The sequence below is a fragment of the Streptomyces sp. NPDC001832 genome (assembly GCF_040297265.1).
In the GTDB taxonomy this organism is placed as follows: domain Bacteria; phylum Actinomycetota; class Actinomycetes; order Streptomycetales; family Streptomycetaceae; genus Streptomyces.
On sequence record NZ_JBEOYU010000054.1, the window covers coordinates 1 to 17,335 of the forward strand.

Annotated in this window: 8 protein-coding genes and 2 pseudogenes; 3 read left to right on the forward strand and 7 right to left on the reverse strand. The window is 67.9% G+C overall.

Annotated elements, in window-relative coordinates; genetic code table 11:
- Both ABT115_RS27805 and ABT115_RS27810 read left to right on the forward strand, forming a co-directional pair.
- The coding region (locus ABT115_RS27805) for a hypothetical protein (protein ID WP_351795306.1) at positions 1–215 on the forward strand (215 nt) is incomplete at its 5' end.
- 223 nt (positions 216–438) lie between these two features.
- Positions 439–1,101 (forward strand): hypothetical protein, encoded by a 663-nt coding sequence (locus ABT115_RS27810; RefSeq protein WP_351795309.1) that lies wholly within the window; start codon positions 439–441, stop codon positions 1,099–1,101.
- 236 nt (positions 1,102–1,337) lie between these two features.
- Here the strand turns inward: ABT115_RS27810 and ABT115_RS27815 are convergent, their stop codons facing one another.
- On the reverse strand, positions 1,338–4,034 hold the full coding sequence (locus tag ABT115_RS27815; protein WP_351795368.1) for a Kelch repeat-containing protein: 2,697 nt from the start codon (positions 4,032–4,034) through the stop codon (positions 1,338–1,340).
- Positions 4,023–5,465: pseudogene (locus ABT115_RS27820) on the reverse strand (S8 family serine peptidase); the annotation flags it as partial. The pseudogene ABT115_RS27820 and the gene ABT115_RS27815, both read right to left, overlap by 12 nt.
- Positions 5,466–5,532: 67 nt before the next feature.
- On the opposite strand from ABT115_RS27820, the gene ABT115_RS27825 reads away from it, so the two are divergent.
- Complete coding sequence (locus ABT115_RS27825; protein ID WP_351795312.1) at positions 5,533–5,781, forward strand: hypothetical protein; 249 nt, start codon at positions 5,533–5,535, stop codon at positions 5,779–5,781.
- A 215-nt stretch (positions 5,782–5,996) separates the two neighbouring features.
- Here ABT115_RS27825 and ABT115_RS27830 read toward each other — a convergent pair whose 3' ends face one another.
- From ABT115_RS27830 to ABT115_RS27850, 5 genes and pseudogenes are all read right to left on the reverse strand, one after another.
- On the reverse strand, positions 5,997–10,235 hold the full coding sequence (locus ABT115_RS27830; protein ID WP_351795314.1) for a carboxypeptidase regulatory-like domain-containing protein: 4,239 nt from the start codon (positions 10,233–10,235) through the stop codon (positions 5,997–5,999).
- Between the two features lie 712 nt (positions 10,236–10,947).
- Positions 10,948–12,000 (reverse strand): annotated as a pseudogene (locus ABT115_RS27835) (PQQ-binding-like beta-propeller repeat protein); the annotation flags it as partial.
- A 302-nt stretch (positions 12,001–12,302) separates the two neighbouring features.
- On the reverse strand, positions 12,303–15,692 hold the full coding sequence (locus tag ABT115_RS27840; RefSeq protein WP_351795317.1) for a S8 family peptidase: 3,390 nt from the start codon (positions 15,690–15,692) through the stop codon (positions 12,303–12,305).
- Positions 15,693–15,890: 198 nt separating this feature from the next.
- Positions 15,891–16,919: a helix-turn-helix domain-containing protein gene (locus tag ABT115_RS27845; RefSeq protein WP_351795320.1), complete on the reverse strand. Its 1,029-nt coding sequence runs from the start codon at positions 16,917–16,919 to the stop codon at positions 15,891–15,893.
- Positions 16,920–17,009: 90 nt separating this feature from the next.
- Positions 17,010–17,279: a hypothetical protein gene (locus tag ABT115_RS27850; protein ID WP_351795323.1), complete on the reverse strand. Its 270-nt coding sequence runs from the start codon at positions 17,277–17,279 to the stop codon at positions 17,010–17,012.
- Between the last annotated feature and the right edge of the window lie 56 nt (positions 17,280–17,335).

Below are 17,335 nucleotides of genomic sequence, written 5' to 3' on the forward strand. Positions count from 1 at the left end.
GATACCACCTGCCCGCACCCAGCCACCAGCCCAAAGCGAACGCAGAAATCGATCAGAAGATCACTCTCGAACGACCTCGGCGGATTGAGGCTAAGACGTTCAGCTCACTGGTGCGTGCGCAGACCTCGCCGGCGTGCGCAGCGAAGATCCTGCCCAGGCCGGTCTATCCGCTGTGGAGTGCGCAGTCGGCGGAGGAGAAGCAGACCGGGTGGTAGATGCCGTCCCACTCCGCCGCGTCGTACGCGTGATCGGGTGCTCGTGTCAGCCAGTCGGCGTGGCCGGCCATGACACACAGAGTGCCCATACTTCCCCAGATAGGGGGGTTTGGCGCAACGAAAACCACGCACGACGCACGTAAGTCTTCATTGCCAGGCACACTCACTAACTGCAACGACATACACGCAGAAAGTGACGAAAGGGATCCCTTTGCTCCGCACCATGAAGCAGCGTGTGGCCGCCTGCGCCGCCGCCGTAGCACTCACCGCCACCGCCGCCGCGCTCGCCGCCCCCACAACGGCCGCAGGCGCCGCAGCCCAAAGCGATCTCACCTATGGCAGCAACATCCTGCTCCAGAACCAGTACGGCGGTGATGGCGGCTACCTCGACACCAACGGCCGCTCCACCCAGTCCGGCGCCACCTACGACGTCAGCACCAACCAGACCCCCAACAGTCGCGGCCCGGCGACGTCGGTCTGGAAGGTCGTCTCCGCGACCGGCAAGACGAACGGCACCCGTGTCACCAGCGGTGACGTCGTCTACCTCATCAACCAGTACAGCAGCGGCACCTATCTCGACACCAACGGCCATTCCACCCGGCAGGGCGCCAAGTACGAGGTGTCCACCACGGTCACCAAGGACCGCGGCCCGGGCACCGGCAAGTGGCACATCTTCGCCAAGACGTCCTCCCCCAGGGATGGCCACATCCGCACCGACGACATCGTGCACCTGCTCAACGACTACGGCTCCGCCAACGGCGGGTTCCTCGACACCAACGGCCATTCCACCCAGCAGGGTGCCAAGTACGACGTCTCCACCAGCCCCTACACCGACCGCGGCACCGGCACCGGCTCCTGGAAGGTGCTGCCCGCCACCAGAGGCTGAGAGTCCGCCCCCAACCCCATGCCAGGTCAGGGCCGATTCAGACGGCGTACTGAACCTCGCGCGGTTCACCGGCCGCTACCGGCCTGCCTGCTGAACCCCCAGTCCGGCGACGCCCCGCTGCCCCGCGCAGCAGACGGGCGGCGGAGAAGGGCGACGGCCCCGCCATCGGATCGGTGGCGGGGCCGCGACCTGTCCGCGCGGGCCGGGCCCGTGCCCGGCCCGCACGAAGCGTCACATCAGGTGCAGGTGTGGTCGGGTTTGAGAGAGAAGTCGGCCGTGGTCGTCATGCCCTTCGTAACCTTGACCGATCGGGTCTGCGTCGCCCAGCCGTCCTTGGCCGCGATCACCGTGAGCGGGTTGTTGCTGACGCCGAGCCAGAGCACGTACTTACCGTTCTCGTCGGTCTTCAGGGTGTAGCTCGCCGTCTTCGAAGTGATCTGCACAGTTGCTCCCCTCAGTAGCGCGGGCGTGCCGGTGCAGTCGGTTCCGGTGACGGTCCCGGTGATCTTTCCCCAGGTCTTCGGCGGGTTCACCGTGAGCGCCACCGGCACCAAGGAGATCGCCCCGTACGGGGTCTTCGCCCCGATCGTGAGCTCCGCAGTGAACGTGCCCGGCTGGGTGATCTCGGCGACGTTCGCCTGGAAACTCACGTTGACGTCAACGCTCTCGCCCGGCTGGATCGTCACCTCGGCCTTGTCCACCGAGAGCCAGGGGACTGCAACGCACTGGCCATAGCCGGGCAGCAGCTCGGAATTCTTGGCCGCGTCCCGCCCTGCGGGGGAACCTCCGATCTTGTAGAGACCGCAGGCGGAGCCGCCGCGGTAGACGGAGTTGTTGGAGTTGGGCAGCGCGGTCCAGGTGTCGGAGCCCGGGTCGTAGGCGAAGCCCTGGTTGGTGATCGTGTTCAAGCCGTCGGTCACGCCGCCGGACACGAGGAGCTTGCCGTCTGCCGTCGAGTAGCCCATCCCCCACAGGTCGATCGGCAGGTCGGCAACGGCGGTCCACCTGTGTGACGACGGATCGTAGCTGTAGGCGTGCTTGACGGTGCCGGCCTCGGTCGCCCCGCCCGCGCAGTACAGCTTGTTCGCGATGGGGCCACAGCCGAGCCAGGAGACCGGCTCCGGATACGCCGCGCCCGAACTCCAGGTGTTCGAGGCCGGGTCGTACGCCTGCACGTCCGTCCCGCTGCAGTCGTCGAACGTGCAGCCGCCGATGATGTAGATCTTGCTGCCCAGTACGGTCACGGCGGCGCCGGCGTACGGTTTCGGGTTGTCGGCGCCGGCGGACCAAGCACCGGTCGCCGGGTCGTAGATCTCGGTCTTGGCCACCGGCCGCCCGTCCGTGTCCCAGCCGCCGAAGACGTAGAGCTTGCCACCGTAGGCAGCAGCCTGCGGCGCCGCACGGGCGATGCTCAGGTTCGGCAGGGCGCTCCACGCCTGGGCGCCTGGGTCGTAGACGTAGGCCTTGTTGTAAGTGGCATTGCCGTCGGTTCCGCCGACCGAGTAGACCTTGCCGCCGAGGGTCGCCACGGCGTTGTCCATGACCGGTACGGGGTAGTCGGCCACCGTCGTCCACGGCGCCGCGTACGGCGCCGCCGACGACTTCGCGGCCGCCGTCTGCGCGGTCTTGCCGGGCCGGAACCGCAGGGGGCTGTAGTTTCCCTTCACTTCGTGCAGTGGAGCACCCTGCTGCGCCGCGGCGGGCCGGTGGCCGCCCGGCTGCTCACCGATCTGGGCGGTCACCGGGGCGGTTCCGGTGTTCTTCAAGGTCATGGTGGAGCTGGCCTGGCCCTGCCAGTCGACGGTCTTGCCGAGCTGGGCCGGGACCTCGATCCGGGGTGCGGGCAGGGCGAACGTGCCGTCCGTTGCCTGCTCCGGGGCCACGTTGACGGTGATGTCCTCTGGGCTGTAGGAGTTCTGGGCCGTGGCGGAGAAGGTGTGCTTCCCGGTGAGGGAGGAGAACATCCAGTAGAAGCCGTCGCCCAGGTTCGGGTCGTTCGGCGTCGCCGTCGAGGTCGTCTTCTCCGCGGGCTTGTCGGCCGAGGTCACCGTGGCGCCGTTGATGCCGGCTCCGGTGTTCTTGTCGGTTACCCGGCCGAGGACCAGGCCGCCCGGTACCGGGTCGCATGCGCCGTCGCCAAGGTAGACGTCGTCGACCTGCCACCACCGCCCGAAGCCGGCGGTGAAGTGGAACCTCACCTGGACGTTGGCCTTACCGGCGGCCTGGGGCAGTTCCACGCCCTCGGTCCGCGGCCCCCGGGCGTCGTCGGTGGTGTGGTGCCACACGTTGTTCCACGTCTGACCGCCGTCGACGCTGAGATCGACGTCCCCGGTCTGGCCCGGGACGCTGTAGTAGTCGGTGCGGAACCTCAGGACCGGGCGGGTTCGTTGGCTGAAGTCCATCACCGGGCTGATCAGCGAGCTGTCCTGTGACTTGTCGGAGCCGTATTGCGCACTGTCGATGACGGCGAAGCCGCCGGACCCGCCGGTTTTGTTGCCGCGCTGGCCCGGGTCGTTGAACGCCCAGGTCTGGCCGTTGCCGAGCCTCTCGTCGACGGTCCAGCCCGTCGGCGCGGTGGGGCCGTTGAAGGACTCGGTGGGGCCGGCAGAGTGGAAGCCGTATCCGGTCGCGCTGCAGGTCGCCTGGTCGACCGACGCGTTGACATCATGCGTCAAATCCGCCGAACCCACCTGCACAGCCTGAGATTTACGCTTATAACCCGGATACACCGGGTCGACCTGCAGGGTGTAGGTGTCGGAAACGGGCACACTCAGCGTGTACTTCCCCGTCTTGGGGTCGGTGTAGGCGACCGCCGTCGGCTCGTCCTTGACCCGCACGGTCGCATACAGCGGCCAGCCGTGACCGGAACCGTCATGGACCTTGCCGGTGATGTTGACGCGCGACTTCGCGCTCAGCGCGAAGTCCTCGGTCACCGTCTGCCCGTCAGCGATCGCGACACCCGAAACGGTCTTGGTGCCGTACCCGAACTTGCTCGCGCTGATGTCGTAGGTTCCCGGTGACGCGGCCAGGGTGTAGTGCCCCTGCCCGTCCGTCATCGCCGTGACGTCACCCACGGTGACCTTGGCCGCCGCCAGCGGAGCCGTGCCGTCGGTCACCGTACCCGTGACGATGCCGCGCGGCCCGGAACGGAACTCCTCGACGTTCAACAGCAGGTTGGGGGAACCGGTGCCCCGGTCGGTCACCACTCCGGTGGTGGCTGCGGAGGTCAGCGCCCCTGCGACCTGCGATGGGGTGGCGGTGGGGTTGTCCGCCAGGTAGAGCGCTGCTGCTCCGGCCACGTGCGGGGACGCCATCGAGGTGCCGTTGAGGGTGTTGGTGGCGGTGTCGCCGGTGTTCGACGCCGACGTGATGGCTGACCCGGGCGCGAAGATGTCCACCGTGCTGCCGTAGTTGGAGAAGCTGGAGCGGGCGTCGCCGCTGGTGGTGGAGCCGACGGTGAGGGCCTCGGTCACGCGGGCCGGGGACGAAGTGGCGGCATCGACGTTGTCGTTGCCCGCCGCCACGGCGTAGGTGACCCCGGAGGCTATGGAGTTGCGGACAGCGGTGTCCAGCGCCGTGTCGGCAAATCCGCCGAGGCTCATGTTGGCCACCGCGGGCTTGACGGCGTTGGCGGTCACCCAGTCCACGCCCGCGATGACGCCGGAGGTGGAACCGGAGCCGTTGTTGTTGAGCACGCGTACCGCGACGATCTTGGCCGCCTTGGCCACACCGTACGACGAGCCCGCGACCGTGCCGGCGACGTGCGTGCCGTGGCCGTGGCCGTCCTCGGCTTTGTCGTCGCCGTCCACAGCGTCGTACCCGTAGCTGGCGCGGCCGCCGAAGTCCTGGTGGCTGATGCGCACACCGGTGTCGATGATGTAGGCCGTGACTCCGCCGCCCGCCCTGCCCGCGTAGGTGTAGCTGTTGTCGAGCGGCAGGGCTCGCTGGTCGATCCGGTCCAGCCCCCAGGAGGGCGGTTTGGGCTGAGTGCCGGTCGGGTCGGTGCCGGTGGCCTTGACGACCTGGTCCTGCACAACGGACTCCACGGCCGGGTCGGCGGCGAACCGCTTGGCCTGCTTCTCCGTCAGTTCAACGGCGTAGCCGTTGAGCGCCGTGTCGTAGGTCCTCTTGACCTTGGCACCGTACTTGGCGGCCAGCGCCTTGCCCTTGCGCGAGTCGGCGTCGGCTCCCTTGCCGAGGATCACGATGTACCGATCCTTGATGGCACCGGGCGCGCCCGCGTTCTCGATCGTGCCTTCGGTCTGACTCGCCGCCGTCGCAGGCAGCGCCGGACCGACGCCAAGCGTCAGGGCCACAACGGTGACCGCCGCTGCTCCCCTGAGGATGCGCCGGGTACGTGACATGACCGTCGTGGTCAACGCGAGCGGACCCGATCTGATGCGGGCCGGTTGCGCGGAGGGGGGATGAGACATGTACATCTCCTACGGGGTGCGTGCAAACCCAAATCGTGAATTCTTCATCAGACAGATCTCGGCTCAGTCGCACTTCTTCAACCGCGACTCGTTTCCGCGGCCCAGCGTGCTGCAATACGGACTGAAGTCCGTGATCACGGGGAGCTGGAGGCTCCACTCGGTCTTTCGGCCGGATGATGCCGGCCGCGACCACATCGGGATTTCCGTCGCCGTCACTGCCCACGGCAGGTTCCAGAGCACGTTCTGACGAAACGTCAAGAATGGTACTCATTACTGTGCTTCCAGAAGATGAATCAACCGGACGAGGACGGAACCTTCCAGCCCCGAGGCGGTGCTCGGGAAAACGATTTCAACAGGGCACGGCGCACGAGACTTTATTCGCCCCCTCTGCCGGATAACGGGTTCGGGTCGCCCGTTCGTGGGGGGCGGGGGCGGGGGCCCCGCCCCCCACGGAGCGTCAGGTCAGGTGCACGTGTACTTGAGAGAGAAGTCGGCCGCGGTCGCCTTACCCTCCTTGATCTTGACCGATCGGGTCTGCGGCTCCCAGCCGTCCTTGGAGGCGGTCACCGTGAGCGGGTTGTTCTTGACGTCGAGCCAGTACACGTACCGACCGTTCCGGTCGGTCTTCAGGGTGTAGTTCGCCGTCTTCGAGGTGATCTGCACGGTCGCTCCGGTCAGCGGCGCCGACGTGTCGGTGCAGCCGACCCCGGTAACCGTCCCGGTGATCTTTCCCCAGGTCTTGGGCGGGTTCACCGTGAGCGTCACCGGCACCGAGGGGATCGCCCCGTACGGGGTCTTCGCGCCGATCGTGAGCTGCGCGGCGAACGTGCCCGGCTGGGTGATCTCGGCGATGTTCGCGTTGAAACTCGCGTTGACATCAACGCTCTCGCCCGGCTGGATCGTCACCTCGGTCTTGTCCAGTGAGAGCCAGGGGACATCGCCCGTGGCTGTGCACTGGTCATTGCCGGGCAACAGCTCCGCTTTCGTAGAACCGTAGTTTCTTCCGGCGGAACCACCGATCTTGTAGAAGCCGCAGGTGGATCCGCCGCGGTAGAGAGTGTTGTTGGAGTTGGGCAGCGCGGCCCAGGCATCGGCTTCCGGGTCGTAGGCGAAGCCCTGGTTGGTGAGCACGCTGGAGTGGTCGGTCACGCCACCGGACACGAGGAGCTTGCCGGCTGACACCGAGGAGCCCATCCCCCACAGCTCGATCGGCAGGTCAGCGACGCGAGTCCATTTGGCGGATGCCGGGTCGTAGCTGTAGGCGTGCGTGCTGCCGATGCCATTCCACCCGCCCGCGCAGTACAGCTTGTCCTCGATGGCACCGCAGCCGAGCCAGGCGGTCCGCTCCGGATACGCCGGGCCCGAACTCCAGGAGTTCGTCGCAGGATCGTAGACCTGCACATCCGCAGTGGTGCAGACGCTGCCCAGGCAGCCACCGACGATGTAGATCTTGTCGCCCAGCACGGCCACGCCGGCGGCGTCGTACGCTTTCGGGTTGTCGGCGCCCGTGGACCAGGTACCGCTCGCCGGGTCGTAGATCTCGGTCTTGGCCACCGGGTGCCCGTCCAGGCCCCAGCCGCCGAAGACGTAGAGCTTGCCACCGTAGGCGGCCGCCTGCGGCGCATCCCGGGCGACGCTCAGGTTCGGCAGAGCACTCCACGCCTGGGCATCCGCGTCGTAACGGTAGGCATTGTTGCGGTAGGTCGTGCCGTCGAATCCGCCGACCGAGTAGACCTTGCCGCCGATGGTCGCCACAGCGTTGTCCATGATCTCTATGGGGTAGTCGGCCACCGTCGTCCACGGCGCCGAGTACGGCGTCACCGACGGCTTGGCCGCCGCAGTACGCTTGGTCTTGCCGGGCTGGGGCGGCAGGGGACTGTAATCTCCCTTCACCTTCTGCAGCGGAGCACCTTGCTGCGCCGCGGCAGGCTGCGCGGCGGGCTGGTTGACGACCGGCCACTCGCCGATCTTGGCGGTGAGCGGGGCGGTTCCGGTGTTCTTCAGGGTCAGGGCGGAGTTGGCCTGGCCCTGCCAGTCGACGGTCGTGCTGAGCTGGGCCGGGCTGACCGCGAGCCGGGGTGCGGGCAGGGCGAACGTGCCGTCCGTTGCCTGGTCCGGGGCCACGTTGACCGTGATGTCCTGTGGGCTGTAGTGGCGCCCCACCGCGGCGGAGAACTTGTGTTCCCCGGTGAGCGTGGAGAACATCCAGTAGAAGCCGTCGCTCAGCTTCGGGTTGTTCGGCGTCGCGGCAGAGGTCGTCTTCTCGGTGGGCTTGTCGGCCGAGGTCACCGTGGCGCCGTTGATTCCGGCCCCGGTGTTCTTGTCGGTCACCCGGCCGACGACCAGGCCGCCTGGCAGCGGGTCACAGGTGCGGCTGCCGAGCAGGACGTCGTCGACCTGCCACCACAGGCCCCAGTCGGCGGTGAAGTGGAACCGCACCTGGACTTTGGCCTTGCCGGCGGCCTGGGACAGGTCCACGACCTCGGTCCGCGGCCCCCAGGCTCTGTCGTTGGTGTGGTGCCAGAGGGTCTTCCACGTCTGGCCGCCGTCGACGCTGAGATCGACGTCTCCGGTCTGGGACCCGATGCCGTTGTAGTCGGAGTGGAAGGTCAGGACCGGTTGGGCTTGCTGGCTGAAGTCCATGACCGGGCTGATCAGCGAGCTGTCCTGTGAACTGGTGCGGCCGTAGTAGTCGCTGTCGAGGACGGCGAAGTCGCCGGACCCGCCGGTCCTGTTGCCGACCTTGCGGGGATCCTTGAACACCCAGGTCTGACCGTTGCCGACCTTGTCATCGACGGTCCAGCTCGCCGGCTTGGTGCCGTCGTCGAAGGACTCGGTGGTGCCGTGGTACTTGAAGCCGTACCCGGCGGCAGTGCAGGTCGCCTGGTCGACCGACGCGTTGACATCATGCGTCACATCCGCCGAACCCACCTGCACAGCCTGAGAGTTACGCTCATAACCCGGATACACCGGGTCGACCTGCAGGGTGTAGGTGCCGGAGACGGGCACACTCAGCGTGTACTTCCCCGTCTTCGGGTCGGTGTAGGCGACCGCCGTCGGCTCGCCCTTGACCCGCACCGTCGCATACAGCGGCCAGCCGTGACCGGAACCGTCATGGACCTTGCCGGTGATGTCGACGCGCGACTTCGCGCTCAGCGCGAAGTCCTCGGTCACCGTCTGCCCGTCAGCGATCGCGACACCCGAAACGGTCTTGGTGCCGTACCCGAACTTGCTCACGCTGACGTCATACGTTCCCGGTGACGCGGTCAGGGTGTAGCGGCCCTGTCTGTCCGTCATCGCCGTGACGTCACCCATAGTTACCTTGGCCTCCGCCACCGGAGCGCTGCCGTCGGTCACCGTACCCGCGACAGTGCCGTGCGGCCCGGAGGGCGCGGGGCGGAACGCCGCAAGCCCGTTCGGGGTGCCGAGCCCGGTCGGCCCGTCATACCCCGGCCCTCCGTTGCACAGGTACCCAGGCGTGCAACTTCCGTTGCTCCCAGACGTCACATCATTCAGCGCGGAGGGCTGGGCACTATACGGGTAGGAGTTGGGCGCCGAACCCGCCTCCGGCGTCCCGGCCAGCGCGTAGACCGCGGCGATGATCGGGGCGGACGCACTGGTGCCGCCGAAAACCCTCCAGCCGCCGTCGTAGACCGCGACACCGGTGCTCGGGTCCGCGACCGCGGACACATCCGCGGTCGTACGGCGCGCGCAGCCGGTGTCCTGCTGGAAAGACGGCTTGGGCACGTACCTCGAGCAGCCGCTGCCCGCCAAATTCCATGCACTCTCGGTCCAACCACGGGCGATGGAAGTGTCCTTGAACAGCGAGGTGCCCCCGACCGCCGTCACATACCGCGACGCAGCCGGGTACGCGACGCGGTGACCGCTGTCACCGGTGGCGAAGGTGATCGCGACACCGGGGTGGTTGAAGTAGGCTTCGTTCTGGAGCTCGGTGGAAGTCTCGATACTGCCCCAGCTGTTGGAGATGTGCTTGGCGCCCTGGGCGACCGCCTGGTTCACGGCCACGCCGAGGTTCTTCATTTGGGCGTCGTCGGCCTCGACCAGCAGGATCTTGCAGCTCGGGCATGTCGCGCTGACCATGTCAATGTCCAGTGCGATCTCCGAGGCCCACGTGGAGTTCCCTGCCGGATAGCCGGTGGCGCCGCGCTGGTCGATCTTCTTGAAGCAGCCGTTGGCCGTGGTGCACGGCGGCAGCCCGTACTGCTGACGGTAGACCGCCAGGTCCGCCTCGGCGTTCGGGTTGTCGTACGCAGCCACGACGGCGACGGTCTCAGTGGATCCGGCAGAAGGCAGGTTGTACGCGCTCTGCAGGTCGGCCGGACCGAAACCGGCCGGTGCGGCATCAGCCTGGAGACCCTTCTCCTTGACGACATCGGTCCGGACCATCGCAAAGCACGACATCTCACCGGCTTTTGACGGCTTGTCGCACACCTGATTGGCGGGGTGCCGGCCAGGCGAAGTCGGGCCGGCGGCCTTCGCCGTCGAGACAGGATTCTTGGCGGAGGTAGCGGAGGCTGAGGCGGTGGAAGTGGGGGTCGCGGCCGCGGCCGGTAAAGCGATCACCGTGAGTGCGGCGACGGCGAGCGCCACGATCAGCGTGCAGACGCGTCCGACCATCGTGGTCAACGCGACCGGACGCGATCTGCGGCGGAATGGCCGCGCGGAGGGGGGATGAGACATGTACAGCTCTCCTAAGCGGTGCATGAAAACCCGAATCGTGAATTCTTAGGCTGATCTCGGCTCATCCGTACTGCTTCAGCTGCGACTCGTTTCCGCGGCCCAGCGTGCTTTAGCACGGCCTGAAGTCCGTGATCACGGGGAGTTGGAGGCTCCACTCGGTCTCTTTCGGCCGGATGATGCCGGCCGCGACCACATCGGGATTTCCGTCGCCGTCACTGTCCACGGCAGGTTCCACGAGCACGTGCTGACGAATCGCATCCTCGTACTAGAACACGGGCCGCATGAGGCCGCTTTCGACGATGGGGGCCAGCAGGTGTCCGTGCCTGAGCAGCCGTCACCGGCTGGAACCGAATACCACGGCCGTCGTCACTCCGCATGCGATGACGAAACGTCAAGAATGCGCTCATTACCGTGCTTCAAGAAGATGAATCAACCGGACGAGGACGGAACCTTCCAGCCCCGAGGCGGTGCTCGGGAAAACAAGAAGTTCAACAGGGTACGGCGCACGAGACTTTGTTCGCCCCTCTGCCGAATGACGGGTTTACGCGGACTTTATGGCCGGCGGCACAGCTCCGTCATCGGTTGAATGTCGGGAAGCTCACAGCGCGAGCCCGACGAATGTCGAATCGTGGTCGTCGCTCGGCACGGAGGTGTGGCACAGCTGAGGTGTCCGCAGGGCAAGGAAAGCGGCCGGCGTCCGGTGCCGTCCGGGTCAGCCCGACTTCGGCGGCTTCTGCGCGTCGAAGGCGAAGAGAGTGTTCTTAGTCGCGGCCACGATCACCGCACGCCCCGCAACGGTCACGCGCGGGCTTGCGCCCTGCTCGCCCGTCAAACCATCGGCCTGCGGGTCTGTTGTCCACAGGGGTGTGCCATCGTACGGCGACAGCGCGACCAACCGGCCGGTGGCCGAGCTGAAATACAGTGCGTCGTCTCCCGCAACGGGACCCGACGCGCCTTCCACACCGGTCTGCCGCGACCACTTCTTCCGGCCGGTCGCGGGGTCGAGCGCTGTGACGAGACCGGTCTGCCCGCTCACGTAGACGGTGCCGTCCGCCATGCCGGGCGTCCCCGCGTATGTCTTGGCCAGTCGGGAGTACGTGACCTTCCGCGAAGCCGGGTCGACCCGCGCCACCCCGTCGTAGCCGACCAGCTCCGGTCCCTCCATCTGTCCCTGGAGGAGCACGAGCCTGCCGTTGGCGACGCCCATCGGCACGGCGGGGCCGTCGACAGCGATGGGCCTGCCCAGCGTCCCCGAGGCGCGGTCGACCGTGTACAGGGTGGGGTGGCGCACCTCTGAGGCATCGAGCTCCGCATCCGTCGCGCACATCGCGAGGAGCTGTGGGCCCACCGGGACGGGAGCGCACTGCGTACCCGTGGGGAACGGCGTCGTCCAGGTGACCGCACCGCTGTGCGCGTCCCGGGTCTCGAAGCGGGAGTTGGAAGCGTCGACCGTCACGACGGTGGAGCCGATCACAAGGGCGTCCTGGGTCCGCCCGGTGACGGCCGTCGACTGGGCGCCGGACGGCACGGACCACAGTTCCCGGCCGTTGTTCGCGTCGAGGGCCACCACCTCGGTGGGAGGGTCCTGCGGGGCGTCCTGGGCGGCGAAGCGGTAGCCGAGCACCGTGTCGTCGGTGGCGCCCACCAGGTGCATGCCCTGGACGGGGATGCCCGGGCTCTTCGCCGTCCACACCCGCGAGCCGTCCTGGGCCCTGATACGGGTCGCGACAACACCGCCGCCCCCGCAGAACATCGCGTCGCCGCGCGGTCGTACGTAGCCGACTCACCCAGACCAGCGCGCCTCATACGCGGTTCGTGTTCCTCGGTACCCGGGTCTCGCCTCGGGCTTCCTCCAGACCCCACCTCACGGTGACGCCCTTGCCTCCGGCTCGGGGTTAGCACCACCTCTTCCCCCAGGGGACTTCCACCCCCAATCAATCTCCCATGCTGGGCGCACCACGACGAAGCCCCGCCAAGAGAATGGCGGGGCTTCGTCGTGTCGTGGATCTCCGCTGTCCGGCCGGGCGGCCGCCCGTTGCAGAGGGACCGCCCGGACAGACCGTGTGGTTACCGCACGTCGTAGGCGCGGGTGATGGTCTGGGTGACCGCGTTGCCGTTGGCGTCGGTGAAGGTGGCCTTCGTCATGACCTGCTTGCCGGAGGCGCCGGTGTGGTCGACGACGGCCGTCCACTTGCCGTCGTGCTGCTCGGTCGGCGCCTGGGTCCAGGTGTCGCCGCCGTCGTAGGAATAGGACAGCGAGGCCGCCTTGATCGCACCCGGGGTGTAATCGGCGTGGCCCTCGACCGACAGACCGACCTTGATGCCGCTCTGCGCGGGCAAGGTGTTCATGCCGTCCACCGGCAGGTCGTACGCCGGGTGGAGGAGCGGCAGGCCGCGGGAGTAGACGTCGGACTCCAGGTGGGAGCGGAAGCTCCAGGTGGTGTCGACAGCGGTGGAACGCAGCCAGTTCTTGTCCCCGGTGTAGATCTTCTCCAGGTGCTGGGTGAGCTCGTACGCAGAGTCCTCGTCCGGCACCTCGAACACGCCGTACGGGTAGGCGAGCCGGCCGATCTCTTCGCCGTTGCGCTTCAGTGACATCTTGCCGATGTCACCGAACGACCCACCGTAGGTCCAGTGGTCGCCGGAGCCGTCGACCCAGAGGGCGTTCTGGATGCCGAACAGGTTGCCCTGCCGCTCGGCGGCCAGCATCAGGTTGCCGTCGGCGTCGCGCGGCGCGGCCGGCCGCAGGGGGCCGCCGTACCACTCCTCGGTGCTCCGCTGTCCGGCCTGGTAGGTGCGGTCCTGGTCGCCCATGAACGCGGCGAACGGGAAGCTGCTCATCGCGCCGTGGTACCAGGCGTCGTCGCCGGTCGTGTAGTAGGCGGTGCGGGTACCGGGCACGTGGACCGTCTGGTACAGGCTCACGGGGATCTGGGTGGAGCTGCTCCCGGAGGGACGGAGGAACAGCGCGTCGATGTAGTCGGCCTCCTTGCCCATGGAGTTCCACGTCTCGGTGACCTGGGCCAGCTTCGAGTCCTTCGGCTGGTAGACCTGGTCGGACTGCAGCGGGCCCTCGGTCGGGAACGACACGTTGTAGACGTAGGACGAGCCGTCCTCGGAGCCGGTCGCGCGCCAGGTGGGCCGGAACTCGAAGGTGCCCTTCTGAGCGCGGCCGTCGATGTCTGCGTAGAACTTCTGCACGGCGCCGCTGGCCGTGAGTGTTCCGCTGAGCTGCCAGGTGTCGTCCCACCCGCGGACGTAGTTCAACGTGGTGCCCTGCAGCGTCGAGGGGCGGTCGGTGTGCAGGCTCAGCTGGTGGGCCTTGCGGGCGTCGAGGACGACGGTGGTGTCCTTGGTGATCCGCAGCTGCGGGTTCGCGAGGTAGCTGACCGATTCGGGCTTGTTGCTCGCGTCGGACGTCGCCACGAAGCTGCTGAGGGCGTAGTCGCCCGGGCGCACACGGTAGGTCTGCTCGGGCGCACCCGCGTTGGTGCGGCGCTCGCCCTCGTCGGTGTCGAGGCTGGCGACGTCCAGGGAGGAGGGGCCGGTCGCGGGCTTGCCGTTGCGGTCGATGACCTTGACCTGGAGGGTGACCGTCTCCGGCTGGACGTAGAGAGTGACGGGCACGGAGACGTGCACATCGCCGCCGGTGGCCAGGATCCGGCCGGTGACCGCACCGTACTGGGCGGGCTTCAGACGGGCGGTGGGGTCGATCTGCAGCGGCACCTGAGCGGTGGCCCCCGCCGGGACCGTCACCTGGTTCTCTTCCAGCTTGATGACTCCGGAGGTGACGTCGCTGCCGTCGTTGCCGTGGACACCGCTGACCTTCAGATGGAGCGTCAGGTCGCTGTCGCTGGTGTTGGTGAAGGGCACCTGCACGGTGGTGCGGTCCGACGCGTCCTGCGGCCAGTTGTAGCTGCCGGCCTGGACGGCGGGCGCGGAGAGCGCCTTCTGGTTCACCGCGCCGAACACGTCAAGTACCCCACCGCCGGTCTGGTCGGCGCCGGCGACCTTGCCGCCGGTGCGGGCGGAGGAGACCAGGGCAGCCTTGATCTGCTGCGCGGTCCAGTCCGGGTGCGCCTGCCGGACGACAGCCGCAGCGCCCGCGACATGCGGGGTGGCCATGGAGGTGCCCGACATCGTCCGGTAGGCATAGACGCCGCGGCCACCGGCGGCCGCCGCCGAGATGCCGACACCGGGGGCGGCGATCTCGGGCTTGAGGGTGTGCGTGACGGCCACCGGACCGCGGCTGGAGAACTGCGCGGTGGTGTCGTCGCGGTCGACGGCGCCCACGGTCAGCACGCCGGGCACGCACCCGGGCGAGGAGACGGTCTCGGCGCCCGGGCCGGAGTTGCCGGCGGCGACGACGAACAGGGTGTGCTTGCTCTTCGACAGTTCCTGCGTGGCCTGGGCCATCGGGTCGGCGCAGTCGCCGATCCTGGGGTTGCCGAGGCTCATGGAGACGACGTCGGCCTTCTGGTCGACGGCCCACTGCATACCCGCGATGATCCAGGAGTCCAGGCCGTAGCCTGCGTCGTTGAGGACCTTGCCAACGAGCAGGGAGGAACCGGGGGCGACGCCCTTCTTCCGGCCGTCACTGGCCGCTCCGGACCCGCCGACCGTGGAGGCGGTGTGCGTGCCGTGGCCCACATAGTCGTTGGTGGTCTTGGAATCCGTGAAGTTCTTGGACGCTTCCACCCGGTTCACCAGGTCCGGGTGCTCGGCATCCGCGCCCGTGTCCAGCACGGCGACCTTGGTGCCCTTGCCGTCGTAGCCGGCCGCCCAGGCCTCCGGCGCGTGCACCTGCTTGGTGGACTGGTCCAGCGTGGCCTCGACCTTGCCGTCCAGCCACAGCTTCTTCAGCGTGGAACCAGAACGTGAGTGCGGGTTGGTGACATCCTGCCAGAAGGTGGCGGCAGTGTCCTTGCCGGCCTTGAGCGCGACGCCGTCCACAGCCGGGAGGATCAGACCCCGCTCGGCCCCACGCGGAGCCGCCGGCGCACTGTCGGCAACGTTCACATTGTTCTGATAAGTGGCAATGAGCGGCAGCGCGTCGGAATGTGCGTCGTCGTATCCCTGACGGATGAGCCCGGTGACATTGAACAACTCCTCGTCGACCTTGCCCTGAGCGATCGCCTGAGAGGCGCCCTCCGGGTAGACGTAGAGGTCCTTGCCCCTCTGATAGGTCTGCACCATCGGCTGTGTGCCGTCCTTGCGGGGCAGCACCGCCGCCGAGCTGCGACCCGACGCGTCCGTGGTCACCTGCACCTTGTCGCCGGTGACGAGCGTGACCGTCACCTGCTTGCCACCCTTTGCTGCGGTCCCGCCGCCGGCGATGGGCCTCTTCCCCGAGGAACCGTCAGACGGTGTATCCGCCGCCCCGGAAGGCGCGGCCGCAGTGACGGCCAGGACGGCGGCGGTCGCCGTGCCCAAGGCCATACGCGTTATGGAACGCATGAATCTCCCTATGTGCGCCATGAACATATGCCAAACTGCGGCTGCAGCCTCGCAGACGTATGGATTGAGCGGGGGTGCCGCGCGTGGCGGGTTTCCCGCATGGCGGGTTTCCGCCATGCGGTCACATCCATCGGCGCGCCGGCTTGATGGGCCTTCGGACTCGGCCGGTGGGGTACGCCTGCCCGGCCGAGGAGGAGGTCAAAGCCAGCCCGCACGTGCGGCGTGCCATCCGAGTTGCAGGCGCGAATCTGCTCCGGCCAGATCCATCAGACGGCGCGTCCGTCGCTCCACGGTGCGTATGGACAGGCCGAGTTGGGAGGCCACCCGCCGGTCGGAGATCCCTGCCAGCAGCAGGGCGAGGACCTCCAGTTCCCCTTCGGTCGGCTGCTGATCACCTGTCGGCTCCGCGCGCACCCCCGTGGTGGTGGTGTACAGCGGCCGGGCCTGGGCCCATTCCTTCTCGAACAGATGGACCAGGGCTGTCAGCAGGCCGCTGCGGTGCACCACGATCGCGCTCGGCTCGCCGCCGGAGTCCGCCATGTCCAGTGGCACCATGGCGCGCTCCCGGTCCGAGACGACCATCTTCAGCGGCAGCGAGTCGACCAGGCGAAGCTCGAGGCCTGCCGTGATGCTCGCCCGTGCTTCCTTTGCCATGCCGGGACCGTCGAGATAGTCCTTGGCGGCCACGACCCGGAAGTCGACTCCGCGGTCCAGCGCGGAACTCTCCGACATGTCGGCATCCTCGCGCGGCACCGCGATGGGCTCGCCGACCAGGAAGACGAGCAACTCTCGCTGGGCGCCGCGCTGCAGTTGGTGGAAGCGGTGTGCGACCTGCTCCACGCCGACGACCGCCTCCACGACGCTGCCCGCGGGGTGCGCGGCAGTGCTGCGGTACTGCTCGGTCAGCATCGAGAAGGCGGTCTCGGCCCGGTGCAGCGCGTTGCGCTGCTCGACGAGGAACGGGGCCAGGGCCACCGAGGGCGGTGTGAGCCGGTAGCGGGCGGGCTGGAGGCCGGCCCCGCAGTCAGTCGAGTCGGGTGCCCCGCTCCCGGCCTCGGTGGCGACGGCCACCAGACCACGTGTCGCCAGGTCAAGCAGGATGCGGGTGGTCTCGGCCTTCTCGAGTCCGGTCTGCCGGGCGAGTTCCTGCGCAGAGGCTGTCGGGCGGGCCAGCAGTGCCGTGTAGATGTCCTCTTCGGCCGGGCCCAATCCCAGCGCCTGCAGCATCCGGCTCCTCCTCGGGCGGCCACCGTGTCCGGACCTGGCGCAACTCGCGTGCACCGAGCGGATCCCTCTCACCCGAACCCTATCCCTCTGTCAGGTTGTCGCCAGTGGGCGCTGCTTGTTGTGCACGTCACCCACTACCGCGGTACCAAGGGCACTCTCATCGGCGACACCGAAACGGCGAACCGGAAACCAAATACCTTGCCGCTCCTCCGTATTGCCGAAATCAGCAGCAATCTCGAAAAGGCGGGGCGCAACCGATATTTCTGACGTCCGCACCGGTTCGCTCGCTGCACCGCAGCTTCGGTGCAGCTGCGCCTTGCCGATATCGACGCCGGTGGTTTTCGCTGGCTGCGCATGCATTGACGTTCCTCTGCCAGCTTTGCCGCCAATTGCCGTGGCGGGTTTGCGACATGGAA

What these genes read in the sequence shown, in the direction of transcription:
- ABT115_RS27825 (WP_351795312.1), top strand. Translation starts at nt 5,533, where the DNA reads ATGTACATCTCCTACGGGGTGCGTGCAAACCCAAATCGTGAATTCTTC.
- ABT115_RS27810 (WP_351795309.1), top strand. Translation starts at nt 439, where the DNA reads ATGAAGCAGCGTGTGGCCGCCTGCGCCGCCGCCGTAGCACTCACCGCC.
- ABT115_RS27850 (WP_351795323.1), bottom strand. Translation starts at nt 17,279, where the DNA reads ATGCATGCGCAGCCAGCGAAAACCACCGGCGTCGATATCGGCAAGGCG.
- ABT115_RS27830 (WP_351795314.1), bottom strand. Translation starts at nt 10,235, where the DNA reads ATGTCTCATCCCCCCTCCGCGCGGCCATTCCGCCGCAGATCGCGTCCG.
- ABT115_RS27840 (WP_351795317.1), bottom strand. Translation starts at nt 15,692, where the DNA reads ATGCGTTCCATAACGCGTATGGCCTTGGGCACGGCGACCGCCGCCGTC.
- ABT115_RS27845 (WP_351795320.1), bottom strand. Translation starts at nt 16,919, where the DNA reads ATGCTGCAGGCGCTGGGATTGGGCCCGGCCGAAGAGGACATCTACACG.